The following is a 15,556-nucleotide window of genomic DNA, read 5'->3' as shown; positions in this document are numbered from 1 at the left end:
GTTTGTTGTTGCGGGTGCATTCGTAATACTTGCATTGGGTAGGGCGTGGCCACGCAATAAAGTGCGCGAATGCCCCGATGCTTACAGTGTCAGGGTATTCATTCAAAGCACGCCAGTGAGCACTCTATAAATGAAGAAGTTATTTAATGTAATGGCAGTTGCCATTGCTCTGGGCGTTGTCGGCCACGCAACGGCGGCGTCCAATGTGGACTTGAGCGTGAAGGGCAGTATTACGCCGTCGGCGTGCATGCCTGTTATAGGCAACGGCGGGGTCGTGGAACACGGCAAGATATCGTTCCAGGATTTGCAGCCCAACGGCGAAACTGTGCTGCCGAGCGTAATAATGCCGTTGACCATCAACTGTGCGGCATCGACCTTGTTCGCCATCAACAGTACAGACAATCGCAATGGGAGTTCTTCAGAGTGGACCGGTGGCTCGTCAGGTTTCGGCCTGGGGTTTGTCAACGGCGATCTGAAGGTGGGGTTTTATTTGCTGAAGATGAACAACTCCAAGGCCGATGGTGTGCCCCAAGCGGTCATCGAGTCCGCTGACGGCAAGACGTGGTTTGACGCGCAAGATGACAATCAAATGTGGCAACCCAAATGGATGAGGGCATTCAAGGACGCTACAGCGGGTGCAATCTCGCCGATGCCGGTGCAGGTCATGACGACCGATATCGTGGTGAGCACCACGATCACCAGTAAAGTGCAATTGCCCGCGACTCAGGAAATCCCCATCGACGGCAGCGCCACCCTGGACATCGTCTACCTCTGACCCCACCGCCCTCATTGACAGGGCAAATGGGCATAGCCTTCCTCTCACGCGCAGACTATCGTGCAAGCCGGATAACAACAAAGCCCGGAGAACCTGCCCATGAGTGATGCCCACGACGCCCTGATCACCCGTTTCTACCAGGCGTTCCAGCGTCTGGACGCCGAGGCCATGGCCGCCTGCTACACCGACGATGTGGTGTTCAGCGACCCGGCGTTCGGCGAACTGCGCGGACGCGATGCCGGCGACATGTGGCGCATGCTCACCACCCGCGCCAAAGACTTCTCCCTGACCTTCGACGGCGTGCGCAGCGACGACAGCAGCGGCGCCGCGCATTGGGTAGCCACTTACCTGTTCAGCGCCACCGGCAATACGGTGGTCAATGACATCCAGGCGCGATTTGTATTTCGCGATGGCAAGATCTGCGAGCACCACGACAGCTTTGACTTGTGGCGTTGGTCGCGTCAGGCCCTGGGCACCAAAGGCCTGCTGCTGGGCTGGACGCCCGTGGTGAAAAACGCCGTACGCGCCCAGGCTTTGCGCGGTTTGAAGGCATTCCAGGCCAGTCGTTGATAAGCTTGGCGCTCCTGTGTGCTAGCTGAATCGACCCGTGACTGATCCTTCTGAACCCAAACCCTGGTTCGTCTACCTGGTACGCGCTGCCAATGGCGCGCTGTACTGCGGCATCAGCAATGACCCGGTGCGCCGCTTCGCCTCCCACCAAAGTGGCAAGGGCGCGCGGTTTTTCCTCTCCAGCCCGGCCGTGGCCCTGGTGTACACCGAGCAATGCGCGAGCAAGGGCGAGGCGTTGCGCCAGGAACGGCTGATCAAGAAACTGAAAAAAAGCGCCAAGGAATGCCTGGCGGCCAGCGGTTCATTGATTTGACTGATGGGTTCCCATCGCCCCCAAACGGGAGGTTGCAGGCTAAGCTAGCGGCTCACTTCTAGAGCGGAGTCCGGCATGTCTGAGTTGATCCTTCACCACTACCCGCAATCCCCCTTCGCGGAAAAAGCCCGTTTGTTGCTCGGTTTCAAGGGCTTGTCCTGGCACTCGGTGCTGATTCCGCCGGTCATGCCCAAGCCGGACTTCACCGCCCTTACCGGCGGCTATCGCAAGACCCCGGTTCTGCAAGTCGGCGCGGATATTTACTGCGACACCGCCTTGATCGCTCGCCGCCTGGAGCAGGAAAAATCTGCCCCGGCGCTGTTTCCCCAAGGCTTGGAACTGGTCACCCAAGGCTTCGCCGCCTGGGCCGACTCGATGGTGTTTTCCCATGCGGTGGCGCTGGTGTTCCAACCCGAATCCCTGGCGGTCAAGTTCGCCAAGGTGCCGCCGGAGATGCTCCAGGTGCTGGTGGCAGACCGCGGAAAATTGTTCAGTGGCGGCACGGCGGCGCGCGTGCAATTGGACCAGGCCCTGCACCAATGGCCGGCGATCGTCAGCCGTATCGATCAACAATTGAAGCACCAGGCCGGGGATTTCCTGTTCGGCGAGCCTTCCATTGCCGATTTCTCCCTGGCTCACCCGTTGTGGTTCCTCAAAGGCTCCTCGGTGACTGCGCCGCTGGTGGACGCTTATCCTGCTGTCGCCGCCTGGCTGGATCGCGTGCTTAGCTTCGGCCATGGCACGTCCACCCAGATGACCGCAGCACAAGCCCTGGAGATTTCCCACAACGCCACGCCGGCCAATTTGCCGGACGAAGTGTTCGAGGACTTGAATGGCTTCACCCCGGGCCAGCAAGTGACCATCAGTGCCACCGACTATGGCACCGACCCGGTTGCTGGTGAACTGCTGTTTGCCGGGCGCGAAGAGCTGATCCTGCGCCGTAGCGATGAACGCGCTGGCACCGTGCATGTGCATTTCCCACGCATGGGTTTCCGCATTCAGGCGCAATAAGATCGCTCCCACGCTCTGCGTGGGAACGCATCTCCCGACGCTCCGCGTCGTGTTCCCAGAAATATTTTGAATTTTATGTGAGGTAAACCGGCAGCCCATCCGTGTACTGCTTGAAACTGCGATCAATTCGCATTAACAGCGTTTTCTACACGGGTTCTCACAGCATGAAGTCGACGGCGGGCGGTTTGGTTAAACAGTGGTTGGGAGCTTCGGTATTGGCGGTCTCGGGGTTGGCGTTGCTGCCTTTGGCCGTGGCGCAGGCGCAGGAGCAGCAAAGCGCCCAGTTCACCTTTGCCCTGGCGGCCAAACCGCTGCCCCAGGCGCTGAGCGATTTCAGCCGGGTGACCGGGATCAGCGTGATCTATACCGACGAAGCCCCTTACGGCCTCAAGGCCCCGGCGGTCAGCGGCCAGATGAGCGCGACCCAGGCGCTGCAACGCTTGCTCGGCAACTCGGGTTTTACCTTCCGCCAGATCGATGCGCGCACCCTCGCGCTTGAGCCACTGCCCACTGAAGGCGCGGTCAACCTCGGCGCCACTACCATCAGCGGCGTCGGCCAGCAGGCCCAGGACAGCACCAGCTACCAGCCGCCGCCCACCAGTTCGGTGATGCGCTCCAAGGCGCTGCTGCTGGAAACCCCGCAAACCGTCAACGTCGTCCCGGCCCAGGTGCTGCGCGACCAGACCCCGCGCAACCTGGATGACGCCCTCGGCAATATCAGCGGCATCACCCAGGCCAATACCCTCGCCAGCACCCAGGACGCGGTGATGCTGCGCGGCTTTGGCGATAACCGTAACGGCTCGATCATGCGCGACGGCATGCCGGTGGTGCAGGGCCGTGCGTTGAACGCCACGGCCGAGCGCGTCGAAGTGCTCAAGGGCCCGTCGTCGTTGCTGTACGGCATCCAGGACCCGGGTGGTGTGGTGAACATCGTCAGCAAAAAGCCTGAGCTGGTGCAGTCCACCGCCCTGACTGTGCGCGGCTCGACCTTTGGCGACGGCAAGAACGGCAGCGGCGGCAGCCTCGACACCACTGGCCCGATTGGCGACAGCGGCCTGGCTTACCGACTGATCGTCGACCATGAAGACGAAGACTACTGGCGCAACTTCGGCACCCACCGCGAGACGCTGGTGGCGCCGTCCCTGGCCTGGTACGGCGACAACACCAAGTTGCTGTTCGCCTACGAGCACCGCGAATTTCTCTCGCCGTTCGACCGTGGCACCGCCATCGACCCCAAGACCAACCACCCGTTGAACATCCCGTCCACCCGGCGTCTGGACGAGCCCTTCAACAACATGGAAGGCCGCTCCGACCTGTATCGCTTCGAAGCCGACCACGACCTGAACGACGACTGGAAAGCCCACTTCGGCTACAGCTGGAACCGCGAAACCTACGACGCCAGCCAGGTGCGCATCAGCGCGGTGGGGACCAATGGCGCGCTGACCCGCAAGATGGACGGCACCAAGGGCGCGATCACCACCGACCGCTTCACCACAGCCAGCCTTGAAGGCAAGGTCAACGTCTTCGGCCTGCAGAACGACCTGGTGTTCGGCATGGACGACGAGTACCGCAAGATCTACCGCGCCGACCTGATCCGCCAGAACTCGCGCAGCAGCTTCAACTACTACAACCCGGTCTACGGCAACGAAGTCGCCGGCACCACCGTCAGCGCCGCCGACAGCGCCCAGACCGACCTGCTGCGCAGCGACTCGCTGTTCTTCCAGGACGCGATCCACCTCACCGACCAGTGGATCTTCGTCGCCGGTGCGCGCTACCAGATGTATGACCAGTACGCCGGCAAGGGCGTGCCGTTCAAGGCCAACACCAACGGCAATGGCCAGGCCTGGGTGCCGCGTGCGGGCCTGGTGTATCGCTACACCGACGAGTTGTCGTTCTACGGCAGCTACACCGAATCGTTCAAACCCAACTCCACCATTGCCGCGTTGGCCGATGGCAGCAAGTTGACCGGCGACCTGACGCCCGAGGAATCCAAGTCCTGGGAACTGGGGGCCAAGCTCGATATTCCTGGGCGCATCACCGCCAGTGCGGCGCTGTTCAATATCGACAAGCGCAATGTGTTGGTCTCCGTCGGTTCCGGCGCGAACACCATCTACAGCATTGCCGGCCAAGTCCGCTCCCGTGGCCTGGAACTGGACGCCAGCGGCCAGTTGACCGACCAGTGGAGCGTGATCGGCAGCTACGCGTTCACCGACGCCGAAGACGTCAAGGACAAGGACCCAACTCTGGAAGGCAACCGTCTGCAAAACGTCGCCAAGCACACCGGCTCGCTGTCGGTAGCTTACGACTTCGGCAGCATTTTCGGCGGCGACCAGTTGCGCGTGGGCACTGGCGCCCGCTACGTCGGCGAGCGCGCAGGCGACGCGGCCAACGACTTCACCCTGCCGGGTTACACCGTGGCGGACGCGTTTGCCACCTACAACACCAAGATCGACGGGCAGAAGGTCAAGTTCCAGCTCAACGTGAAGAACATGTTCGACCGCACCTACTACACCTCGGCGGCCAGCCGCCTGTTTGTGTCGATTGGGGATGCGCGGCAGTTCTCGGTGTCCAGCACCCTGGAGTTCTAAGCCCGACCCTTGTGGCGCGGGAGCAAGCTCCCTCGCCACAGGGGGAGCGAGCTGGTAGCGTTGCCGCATTGATTTTTCGCGGAAACCCAGCACCGATGCAATTTGCAAAGTTGATCTATACCAGCGCACTCCTGTTTTTACTGGGTGGTTGCGCCAGCGTTTCGCAGACCGCCACCCAGTCCTCCCTCGACCAACTCTTGGCCGACCCGGCGCTGCACGGCGCCACGGTGTCGCTGACGGTGCGCGATGCCCGCAGTGGCACCACGCTCTATCAGCACAACCCGCGCACGCGGCTGGTGCCGGCCTCCAATCTCAAATTGCTGACCACCGCGGCGGCGATGGATGTGCTGGGTCCGCAGTACCGTTTTGCCACCCAACTGTTGAGCAGCGGTGTGCAGCAGGGCGAGCGCCTCAGCGGCAACCTCTACCTGCGCGGCCTGGGCGACCCGACCCTGCAGTTCGCCGACTACCAGGCCCTGGCCGCACAACTGGCGAGCACAGGCATCCGCCAGGTGCAGGGCGACCTGGTGTTCGATGACACCTGGTTTGACGCCGAACGACTGGGCGTCGATTGGTCCCACGATGATGAAAGCACCTACTACGGCGCGCAGATTTCGGCGCTGACCGTGTCACCCAATGCAGATTTTGATGCAGGCACCGTGCTGGTCACGGCCAAGGCGCCGGTGCGGACTGGCCAGCCGGTGGCGGTGACGATCTTTCCGCCCACCGACTACCTGCAACTGAGCAACCGCGCCATCAGCGGGCCGGGCAACACCTATGGGATCAACCGTCGCCACGGCAGCAACCTGTTGCAACTCAGCGGCGCGGTGGCAGCGGGCAAGCAGAGCAGGCAACTGGTGAGCGTGTGGGAACCGACGCAACTGGTGGCCAACCTGTTCGAGCAGGCGCTGGCGCAGCAGGGCATCACCGTGCTCGGCCGTCGCGTGATGGGCGGCGCAAGCCCGGCCACGGCGAGTGTGCTGGCCGAGCATCAGTCGGCGCCGTTGCAGGAACTGATTACGCCGCTGCTCAAGCTGTCCAATAACAACATGTCCGAAGCCTTGCTCAAGGCCATGGGCCGCAAAGCGTCGAATAGCGGGACGGCGTCGGCAGGCGTGGCGGCGGTGGCGGGCTTCATGCAGCGCCAGGGGCTGGATACGACGATGTTGAGGCAGGTGGACGGCTCGGGCCTGTCGCGGATGAACCTGGTGTCTTCGCAAGCGCTCACTGACCTGTTGCTGGCCGCAAGCAAACAACCCTGGTTCGACGCCTGGTACAACGCGCTGCCGATTGCCGGCAACCGCGAGCGCATGACCGGCGGCAGCCTGCGCTTTCGCCTGCGCGAAACCCCGGCGGCGAATAACCTGCACGCCAAGACCGGCTCCATGGCCGGCGTTTCTTCATTGGGTGGCTACATCACCGACGCCCACGGGCGCCGCTTGGTGTTCTCGATGATCAGCAACAATTACCTGGCCAGTGGTGCGCAGATCAAGGCCCTGGAAAACCGCGTCGCGCTGACCCTCGCCAACTGGTGATTCAGGGCTGATAACCCATGCGCCAACTCACGGCCCGCGTCGCCGCCAGCAAGTGCTGCGCCGCCGGGCCGTCTTCATCGGCGTGGAACAGTGAGGTGGGGCCGACCACGGTCATCACCGCCGCGACTTGCCCGACCGCGTTGAACACCGGCGCCGACAACGCATCCACACCCGGCATCAGCAAGCCATGCACAAAGTGCAGGCCACGGTTGCGGATCTGTTCGCACGTGGTGGCGTAGGCCTGATCGTCGGCCAGGGCATGGGCGATCCCGGCCTCGATCTCGCGCGCCCTCAAGTCCACCGTCTCCCGCGACGGCAGGAAAGCGCTGAACACCAATCCCGTGGACGAACTGAGCAGCGGCAACACCGAACCCAGTTGCGTCACCACGGTGATCGCACGCACGGCGGGCTCGATATGCACCACGGTCGCGCCCTGGTTGCCCCACACCGCCAGGAAGCAGGTTTCATTCAGTTCATCACGCAGCTCGGCCAGGGGCAGGGCGCCGACCTTCAGCACGTCCATGCTGCCCAGCGCGGCCAGGCCCACGCGCAATGCTTCGCGGCCGAGGCCGTAATGGTTGGTGGCGGTGTTCTGTTCGGCAAACCCCGAGGCGATCAACGCCTGCAAATAGCGATGCACCTTGCTCGCGGGCATCTGCACATGCTCGGCCAGGCGCGACAGCGAAGTGGCCGGCGACAGTTCGGCGAGAGCCTTGAGGATATCGGTGCCCACTTCGGCCGAGCGGACTTTCTGTTTACCGGTGTCGCGGGGCTTTTCCATGGAGGGGCGAGAATCCGAGAGATGAATGGGCGTCTTTATAGCTTGACGGTCGATAGTGATCAAATTACGTTATGCGTAACTGGATTACGATAAAAACAATTTCCGTACAGAGGATGATCCATGAACCTCGAATACCTGTCGGGCTTCGGCAATGAATTCGCCAGCGAAGCCCTGCCCGGCGCATTGCCGGTTGGCCAGAACTCCCCGCAACAAGCGCCCTACGGGCTGTACACCGAACTCTTCTCCGGCACGGCCTTCACCATGGTCCGCAGCGAAGCCCGGCGCACCTGGCTGTACCGCATCCAGCCGTCGGCCAATCACCCGGCGTTTATCAAGCTGGAGCGGCAACTGGCCGGTGGGCCGCTGGGCGCGGTGACGCCGAACCGCTTGCGCTGGAACCCGTTGGATATTCCCGCTGAGCCGACGGACTTTATCGACGGCCTGGTCGGCATGGTTGCCAACGCCGGGTCGGAAAAACCCTCAGGCATCAGCATCCACCACTATCGCGCCAACCGTTCGATGGAGCGGGTGTTCTTCAACGCTGATGGCGAACTGTTGATCGTCCCCGAGCAAGGCCGCCTGCGCATCGCCACCGAGCTGGGAGTACTCGACGTCGAGCCGCTTGAGATTGTCGTGCTGCCCCGTGGCCTCAAATTCCGTGTCGAACTGCTGGACGCCCAGGCGCGCGGCTATGTCGCCGAAAACCACGGCGCGCCGCTGCGCCTGCCGGACCTCGGGCCTATCGGCAGCAACGGCCTGGCCAACCCGCGGGATTTCCTCACGCCGGTGGCGCACTACGAAGACCTGAAACAGCCTACAACCCTGGTGCAGAAATTCCTCGGCGAACTGTGGGCCTGCGAGCTCGATCATTCGCCGCTCAACGTGGTCGCCTGGCACGGCAACAACGTGCCGTACAAATACGACCTGCGCCGCTTCAACACCATCGGCACCGTCAGTTTCGATCACCCAGACCCGTCGATCTTCACCGTATTGACCTCGCCCACCAGCGTGCACGGCCTGGCCAACCTCGACTTCGTGATCTTCCCACCGCGCTGGATGGTGGCCGAGAACACCTTCCGGCCGCCGTGGTTCCACCGCAACCTGATGAACGAGTACATGGGCCTGATCCAGGGTGCCTACGACGCCAAGGCCGAAGGCTTCCTGCCCGGTGGCGCGTCGCTGCACAGCTGCATGAGCGCCCACGGCCCGGACGGCGAAACCTGCACCAAGGCGATCAACGTCGAGCTGGCGCCGCACAAGATCGACAACACCATGGCCTTCATGTTCGAGACCAGCCAAGTGCTGCGCCCGACCCGGTTCGCCCTGGACTGCCCGCAACTGCAACCCGCTTACGACGCGTGCTGGGCTTCGTTGCCCGCCACCTTCAACCCGAACCGGAGATAACCCATGACTCAGTCCACTTCTACCCGCAGCTGGGTGGCCTCCGCCAACGGTCACGCTGACTTCCCGCTGCAAAACCTGCCGCTGGGGGTGTTCAGCATCAACGGTTCTGCTCCGCGCAGCGGCGTGGCGATTGGTGATTCGATCCTCGATCTGCACGCGGCCATCGACGCGTTTGAAGGCGAGGCGCGACGCGCTGTCGACGCCACTGCCGGTGGCCAGTTGAACGCGTTTTTCGAACTGGGCCGTGGCCCGCGCGTGGCCTTGCGCGAGCGCCTGCTGGAACTGCTCGCCGAAGGCAGCCCGCTGCAATCCCGTGAAGCCCAGGTGCTGCACCGCGCCGCCGATTGCCAGATGCATGTGCCGGCGCGCATCAATGACTACACCGACTTTTACGTGGGTATCGAACACGCGCAGAACGTCGGCAAACTGTTCCGTCCGGACAACCCGTTGCTGCCGAACTACAAGTATGTGCCGATTGGTTATCACGGCCGTGCCTCGACCATTCGCCCGTCGGGTGTGGATGTGCGCCGTCCCAAAGGCCAGACCCTGCCTGCTGGCCACACCGAACCGACGTTTGGTCCGTGCGCCCGCCTGGACTATGAACTGGAACTGGGCATCTGGATCGGCCAGGGCAACGCCATGGGCGACTCGATTGCGATTGGCGACGCCGCCGAACACATCGCCGGTTTCTGCCTGCTCAACGACTGGTCGGCGCGGGACATCCAGGCCTGGGAATATCAGCCGCTGGGCCCGTTCCTGTCGAAAAGCTTCATCACCACCATTTCTCCGTGGGTCGTCACCGCCGAAGCCCTGGAACCGTTCCGCAAGGCCCAACCGGCCCGCCCCGAAGGCGACCCACAACCGCTGCCGTACCTGCTGGATAAACGTGACCAGGCCGCTGGCGCGCTGGATATCGAACTGGAAGTGCTGCTGACCACCGCCGCAATGCGCGAGCAGAACCTGCCGGCCCATCGTCTGGCGCTGAGCAACAGCCTGCACATGTACTGGACGGTCGCGCAGTTGGTCGCGCATCACAGCGTCAACGGCTGCCAGTTGCAGGCCGGTGACCTGTTTGGTTCGGGCACGTTGTCTGGCCCTCAGGAAGGGCAGTTTGGCAGCCTGTTGGAAATGACTGAAGGCGGTAAAAAAGTGGTCGAGTTGCCGTCCGGCGAAGTGCGCAAGTTCCTGGAAGACGGTGATGAAATCATCCTGCGCGCCCGTTGCCGCCGTGAGGGTTTTGCCTCCATCGGCTTTGGCGAATGCCGTGGCACGGTTGTCGCCGCGCGTTAAGAGGGCTCGGGTGATGGAACTCTATACCTACTACCGTTCTACCTCGTCGTACCGGGTGCGTATCGCCCTGGCGCTCAAGGGCGTGGACTTCACCGCGGTGCCGGTCAACCTGCTGGTGCCGGCCGGTGGCGCGAATCGCCAGCCTGAGTATCTGGCGATCAACCCGCAGGGCCGCGTGCCGGCCTTGCGTACTGACGACGGCGAGTTGTTGATCCAGTCGCCGGCGATTATCGAGTACCTCGACGAACGTTATCCACAGGCGCCGCTGCTGTCCAAGGACCTGGCGACCCGTGCCCATGAACGTGCGGTGGCGTCGATTATTGGTTGCGATATTCATCCGTTGCACAACTCCAGCACCCAGAACCTGTTGCGCCAGTGGGGGCATGACGAGGAGCAGGTGCTGGCGTGGATCGGTCATTGGATCAGCCAGGGCCTGGGCGCGGTGGAGCAGTTGATTGGCGACAAGGGTTTTTGTTTTGGCGAACAGCCGGGCATGGCCGATGCGTTTCTGATTCCGCAGTTGTATGCGGCGGAGCGCTTCAAGGTGCCGTTGGCGGCGTATCCGCGTATTGGGCGGGTGGCGGCATTGGCGGCTCAACATCCAGCCTTTATCCAGGCCCACCCCGCCAATCAACCTGACACCCCCTAAATACAAATGTGGGAGCTGGCTTGCCTGCGATAGCGGAGCACCAGTACCAGAAGAGTTGCCTGACACACCGCGATCGCAGGCAAGCCAGCTCCCACAGTTTGATCAGCGTCATCCTTATAAAAATAATAGGTACCTTGCGATGCACAATCAGATTGCCAGCTTTCGCGCGGCACTCGACGCCCGTCCGGTGTCGCGCTATCAGTGGTTGATCCTCCTGTTGCTGGCGCTGTTGCTGGTGACCGACGGCTATGACGCCCAGGTGCTGGGTTATGTGGTGCCGGCCCTGGCCAAGGATTGGGGCCTGGAAAAAGCCGCATTCGGCCCGGTATTCAGCGCCAACCTGCTGGGGCTGACCCTCGGCTCGCTGCTGGTGACGCCGCTGGCCGATCGCTTTGGCGTGCGGCGTATTCTGTTGGGCTGCGTGCTGATCTACGCCAGCCTCACCCTATTGATGGTGTTCGCCAACTCACTGACCAGCCTGATGGCCGCGCGTTTTATCTGCGGCATCGGCATGGGCGGCGCCATGCCCAGCGCCATGGCGCTGATGTCGGATTACTCACCCCCGCGCCTGCGCACCTTGATGGTGACGCTGGCCGCGTGTGGCTTCTCGTTTGGCGGTGCGGCAGGCGGGTTTGTGGCCGCAGGGTTTATCGACAGCTTCGGCTGGCAGGCGGTGTTCCTCGCCGGTGGCGTGACGCCGTTGCTGCTGTTCCCGTTTCTGCTGTGGCTGCTGCCGGAGTCATTGCCACGTTTGCTGCGGGATGCGCCGCCCTATGCACGCTTGCATCAGGTCACCACGCGCATGTTGCCCGATTGGCAGGCGCCGCTGGCCAGCATGGCAAAAAACCTACAGGAGCAGGGCAGCAAACTGACGGTGGTGGAGCTGTTCCGCAACGGCTATGCGCGCCCGACCTTGCTGATCTGGGCGACGTTTTTTGTCAGCCTGATCCTGCTGTATTTCATGATCAGCTGGCTGCCGTCGCTGCTACTGGAAAGTGGCCTGGCGCTCAAGGAAGCCAACCTGGTGACCTCGATGTTCCTGTTTGCCGGCACCCTGGGCGCCATCGGCATGGCCTGGTTTGCCGACCGCTTGAAAAGCAAAGTGCGCCTGCTATCGGGTGTGTTGGCGGCTGCTGCGCTGTGTACGATCCTGCTCGGCCTGAACCACGACAATCCGCGTTATCTGGTGGCCTGCGTGTTTGCCGCCGGGTTCTGCATCATTGGTGGGCAACTGACACTTAATGCGTTCGCCAGCAACTTCTACCCGGCGCATGTGCGCGCCACCGGCACGGGTTGGGCGCTGGGCGTGGGGCGCTTTGGCTCGATCCTGGGGCCGCTGTTTGGCAGCCTGCTGTTGGCGATGCATATTCCGGTGCAGCAGATTTTTTTCTTTTGCGCGATTCCGGCGGTGGTGGCGGCGATTTTGATCATTCAAGTGAGATCGCCGGGCTCAAGTGAGCCTGTGAGTCCGCTGCATGGCGACATTCTAAAGTCGCCGCTCAACCACTGATTCACCGCCGTTCAAAATGTGGGAGCAGGCAAGCCAGCTCCCACCTGATTACCCTCAATGCACCACCGAGTTGGGTGGCAAATGCCCGAGCCGTTCGGTCAGGCGCAGGCGCTGGATCGGGTCTTCGCTGAGCATCAGCGCGTGTTCCAGGTCAAAACGCTCGGCATTGGGGCAATCCAGCCGCTGATACAGGCTGGCCCGCGCCAGATAGTCGGCGGCGCTGGCATTGCCCAACTCCAGCACGCGCTCGGCATCCACCAACGCCTCCAGCGGTGCATCATTGGCCAGGTGTAGTTGCCGCAGGTTGCGCGACAGCCGCTGCAGGATCGAACGCGGGTCGGCGCTGTGCAGGTGCTCGGCTTGCAACTTGAGGTTGGGGCCGTATTGGCGTTGCAGCAGTTCGCGGCAGTCGTTGGGGTACAGGCGCCGGCCGCCGCAGGGGTCCAACAGGTGATCGGCGCCGGGCACCCGCAGCAGGAAATGCCCGGGGAAATTCACGCCAACCATCGGGATTTGCAGGCGCCGCGCCAGCTCCAACGCGATCAGCCCCATCACCAGGGGTTGCCCGCGCTTGCGTTGCAGCACTTTATCCAACAGGGCAGCGGCGGGGCGCAGCGGGGTGAAGTCGTCCTGGGCAAACCCCAGGTCATTCAGGCGCCGCAGCAACGGTTGGCCCAGTTCGTCTGGCGGCAGCAGGGGCATTGCCACGCTGACTTGCTGTTGCAGCACCGTCAGTTCCTGCAGGATCAGCAACGGCTGCACCGTAGGGTCGTGCTCGGCGGCAATCCACAAGGCTGCTTCAAACAGCGCAGGGGGCGAACGTTCCAGGCAGGCGAAAAAGGCGGTGCGGGGATTCATTGCATTCTCCGGCGGATGCTCCCGTTTTAGCCTTGCTGGGAATTTTCGTCCAGTAGCTTGGAAAATATCCTGCTTGCTTATGTCTCGTGGCCTACAAAAACGCAGGGCTTATTCCAGCGTAGTCCGTCGGTTTTCTACCGTAAGCCTATACTTGGGCCACTACCAGAAGTGATTCGGGAGCTTGACGATGTTTGCGCTCATGCACAGCACCCGCCTTGAATCGCTGCACCTGAGCGTCGATCCGGTCACCGGGCTGAAGGCGGTCATCGCCATCCATAACAGCCGCCTCGGGCCCGCCCTGGGCGGCTGTCGCTACCTCGCTTACCCCGACGACCAAAGCGCCGTGGCCGATGCTGCGCGCCTGGCCCAGGGCATGAGCTACAAAGCCGCCTTGGCCGGGTTGCCGGTGGGCGGTGGCACGGCGGTGATTCTTCGCCCGGTGCACGTGGAAAGTCGCGCCGCGTTGTTTGAAGCCTTCGGCCGCTGTGTCGAAAAACTCGACGGTCGCTTCATCACCGCCATCGACAGCGGCACCTCGGTGGCCGACATGGACTGCATCGCCCAACACACGCGCTTCGTCACCAGCACCACGGCTGCGGGCGACCCTTCGTCCCATACGGCCATGGGTGTGTTCACCGGCATCCGCGCCAGCGCGATGGCGCGCTTGGGCAGCGACAACCTCGAAGGACTGCGCGTGGCGGTCCAGGGCCTGGGCAACGTCGGCTACGCCCTGGCCGAACAACTGCACGCGGCCGGTGCCGAGCTGTTGGTGAGCGACATCGACCACGGCAAGGTGCAATTGGCCATGGAGCAACTGGGCGCGCACCCCATCGCCAACGACGCCTTGCTCAGCACCCCCTGCGACATCCTCGCGCCCTGCGGTCTCGGTGCCGTGTTCAACCGCCAAAGCGTCGGCCAACTGCGCTGCGCCGCCGTCGCCGGCTCGGCCAGCGCGCAACTGACCAACCTGGACATCGCCGACCAACTGGAAGGGCGCGGCATCCTCTACGCCCCCGACTACGTGATCAATTCCGGCGGCCTGATTTATGTCGCCCTCAAGCACAACGGCGCAGAACTCCCCGACATCACCGCGCACCTGGCGAATATCGGCACGCGCCTGACGGAAATCTTCGCCCATGCCCAGGCCGAAAAACGCAGCCCCGCACGGGTGGCGGACGAACTGGCCGAGCGCCTGCTCTACAAATAACCCACGCATTAAAAAGGCCCTGAATCCATGATTCAGGGCCTGTTCAATTCGGGCTTTATTCCGCCGGCGGGTTCAGCAACTCGGACAGCGCGTCCGGTTGGCTCTTGAACGCCTTGGCAAACACATCGCGGTTCTTCGCCATGTAGATCCCGGCTTCCTCCACCTGCTGCTCGCTCAACGACGGCACGGCTTTTTGCAACACTTCTGCGAGCAACTCAGCGAGTTCAAGCATCTTGTCATGACGGTCAGCTTCGGCTTTATCCATGAACAAACGCTCCAGATCTCGGCTGCTGCGGTATACCACTTCGACGGCCATTCACCACCTCACATGCCTTCACGATAGTTGTCTTTTGCGACTACTGTATTTATATACAGCGAAAAGGGTAAGCCAAACCGTGGGGTTTGGGTAGCAGTTTTTTACTGTAGCCCGTAAATACAGGTTTGAAGTGTCTCCTATCACCTCGCCATCATCTCACTCACCAGTGTCTGGCCTTTTTTCTGCATGCAGATGAAAGCGTCACGTCCGTGCGGGATCATCCGCCTGCATAACTGGCGCAGTCCTGGTGTAGTATTGATCGTTTTTTATACAGTGGTGGGGAAGCAATGACAGAACTGAAATGGGCAGAAAAGCTGCGCAAGGGCCTGCACGCCAATGCAGATTCGTTGGGTAACCTGGCAGTCGAGGCGTTTCACTACCTGGCGTTGTTCGGTATTGGAGCGATTACTGCCTATGCTGCGGTGCTGACCTTTATCGACATGCTCCACAAGGGCAGTATCAATGTGGATGACATCTTGTTGTTGTTCATCTATCTCGAATTGGGTGCGATGGTGGGGATTTATTTCAAGACCAACCACATGCCCATCCGCTTTCTGCTCTACGTGGCCATCACGGCGCTGACGCGCTTGTTGATCGGCGACGTCTCCCACCACAACGCCCCAGACCTGGGCATCATTTACTTGTGTGGCGGGATCCTGCTGCTAGCCTTCGCGATTCTGGTCGTCCGGCTTGCTTCCTCGAAATACCCTTCGGTCAAAGAAAAGTCCGAAGGGTAATTCGCTGATCTC

15 protein-coding genes are annotated in these 15,556 nt (G+C 62.1%); 12 read left to right on the top strand and 3 right to left on the bottom strand.

The annotated features are described in order from the left end of the window. Positions 1-130 precede the first annotated feature (130 nt). The 6 genes from J1G37_RS01755 to dacB all read left to right on the top strand — a co-directional run bounded on the left by J1G37_RS01755 (position 131) and on the right by dacB (position 6,792). Positions 131-775 carry a DUF1120 domain-containing protein gene (locus J1G37_RS01755; RefSeq protein ID WP_207039969.1) on the top strand — a complete coding sequence of 215 codons (645 nt, stop codon included), beginning with the start codon at positions 131-133 and terminating at the stop codon, positions 773-775. A gap of 99 nt (positions 776-874) precedes the next feature. Further along, the gene (locus tag J1G37_RS01750; RefSeq protein WP_207039968.1) at positions 875-1,345 is read left to right on the top strand and encodes a nuclear transport factor 2 family protein; all 471 of its coding nucleotides are present in this window, start codon (positions 875-877) and stop codon (positions 1,343-1,345) included. 37 nt (positions 1,346-1,382) lie between these two features. Next, positions 1,383-1,658, top strand: coding sequence for a GIY-YIG nuclease family protein (locus tag J1G37_RS01745; protein ID WP_090409144.1), 276 nt, complete (start codon positions 1,383-1,385; stop codon positions 1,656-1,658). Between the two features lie 75 nt (positions 1,659-1,733). Then, positions 1,734-2,669 (top strand): glutathione S-transferase family protein, encoded by a 936-nt coding sequence (locus tag J1G37_RS01740; RefSeq protein ID WP_207039967.1) that lies wholly within the window; start codon positions 1,734-1,736, stop codon positions 2,667-2,669. Positions 2,670-2,833: 164 nt separating this feature from the next. Next, positions 2,834-5,257, top strand: coding sequence for a TonB-dependent receptor (locus J1G37_RS01735; RefSeq protein ID WP_207039966.1), 2,424 nt, complete (start codon positions 2,834-2,836; stop codon positions 5,255-5,257). 95 nt (positions 5,258-5,352) lie between these two features. Then, positions 5,353-6,792 (top strand): D-alanyl-D-alanine carboxypeptidase/D-alanyl-D-alanine-endopeptidase, encoded by a 1,440-nt coding sequence (dacB, locus tag J1G37_RS01730; RefSeq protein WP_207039965.1) that lies wholly within the window; start codon positions 5,353-5,355, stop codon positions 6,790-6,792. Position 6,793: 1 nt separating this feature from the next. Here the strand turns inward: dacB and J1G37_RS01725 are convergent, their stop codons facing one another. After that, the gene (locus J1G37_RS01725; protein ID WP_124527366.1) at positions 6,794-7,573 is read right to left on the bottom strand and encodes an IclR family transcriptional regulator; all 780 of its coding nucleotides are present in this window, start codon (positions 7,571-7,573) and stop codon (positions 6,794-6,796) included. A gap of 120 nt (positions 7,574-7,693) precedes the next feature. On the opposite strand from J1G37_RS01725, the gene hmgA reads away from it, so the two are divergent. From hmgA to J1G37_RS01705, 4 genes are all read left to right on the top strand, one after another. Next, positions 7,694-8,977: a homogentisate 1,2-dioxygenase gene (hmgA, locus tag J1G37_RS01720; RefSeq protein ID WP_207039964.1), complete on the top strand. Its 1,284-nt coding sequence runs from the start codon at positions 7,694-7,696 to the stop codon at positions 8,975-8,977. Between the two features lie 3 nt (positions 8,978-8,980). After that, positions 8,981-10,267: a fumarylacetoacetase gene (gene fahA / locus J1G37_RS01715; RefSeq protein WP_207039963.1), complete on the top strand. Its 1,287-nt coding sequence runs from the start codon at positions 8,981-8,983 to the stop codon at positions 10,265-10,267. Between the two features lie 13 nt (positions 10,268-10,280). Further along, positions 10,281-10,916, top strand: coding sequence for a maleylacetoacetate isomerase (gene maiA / locus J1G37_RS01710; RefSeq protein WP_207039962.1), 636 nt, complete (start codon positions 10,281-10,283; stop codon positions 10,914-10,916). A 139-nt stretch (positions 10,917-11,055) separates the two neighbouring features. Continuing rightward, positions 11,056-12,426, top strand: coding sequence for an aromatic acid/H+ symport family MFS transporter (locus J1G37_RS01705; protein ID WP_207039961.1), 1,371 nt, complete (start codon positions 11,056-11,058; stop codon positions 12,424-12,426). A gap of 54 nt (positions 12,427-12,480) precedes the next feature. Here J1G37_RS01705 and J1G37_RS01700 read toward each other — a convergent pair whose 3' ends face one another. Continuing rightward, complete coding sequence (locus tag J1G37_RS01700) at positions 12,481-13,284, bottom strand: transglutaminase family protein (protein WP_207039960.1); 804 nt, start codon at positions 13,282-13,284, stop codon at positions 12,481-12,483. Between the two features lie 187 nt (positions 13,285-13,471). On the opposite strand from J1G37_RS01700, the gene J1G37_RS01695 reads away from it, so the two are divergent. Next, complete coding sequence (locus J1G37_RS01695) at positions 13,472-14,491, top strand: Glu/Leu/Phe/Val dehydrogenase (RefSeq protein ID WP_207039959.1); 1,020 nt, start codon at positions 13,472-13,474, stop codon at positions 14,489-14,491. A 55-nt stretch (positions 14,492-14,546) separates the two neighbouring features. Here the strand turns inward: J1G37_RS01695 and J1G37_RS01690 are convergent, their stop codons facing one another. After that, positions 14,547-14,807 carry a YebG family protein gene (locus J1G37_RS01690; protein ID WP_010564043.1) on the bottom strand — a complete coding sequence of 87 codons (261 nt, stop codon included), beginning with the start codon at positions 14,805-14,807 and terminating at the stop codon, positions 14,547-14,549. A gap of 287 nt (positions 14,808-15,094) precedes the next feature. Between J1G37_RS01690 and J1G37_RS01685 the strand changes: the two genes are divergently transcribed. Beyond that, complete coding sequence (locus J1G37_RS01685) at positions 15,095-15,544, top strand: phosphate-starvation-inducible PsiE family protein (RefSeq protein WP_207039958.1); 450 nt, start codon at positions 15,095-15,097, stop codon at positions 15,542-15,544. The last annotated feature ends 12 nt before the right edge of the window (positions 15,545-15,556 follow it).

The sequence above is a fragment of the Pseudomonas sp. Marseille-Q1929 genome (genome assembly GCF_017316265.1).
In the GTDB taxonomy this organism is placed as follows: domain Bacteria; phylum Pseudomonadota; class Gammaproteobacteria; order Pseudomonadales; family Pseudomonadaceae; genus Aquipseudomonas.
Note: the sequence above shows the minus strand (reverse complement) of the source record. Positions and strands in the feature narration are given on the sequence as shown.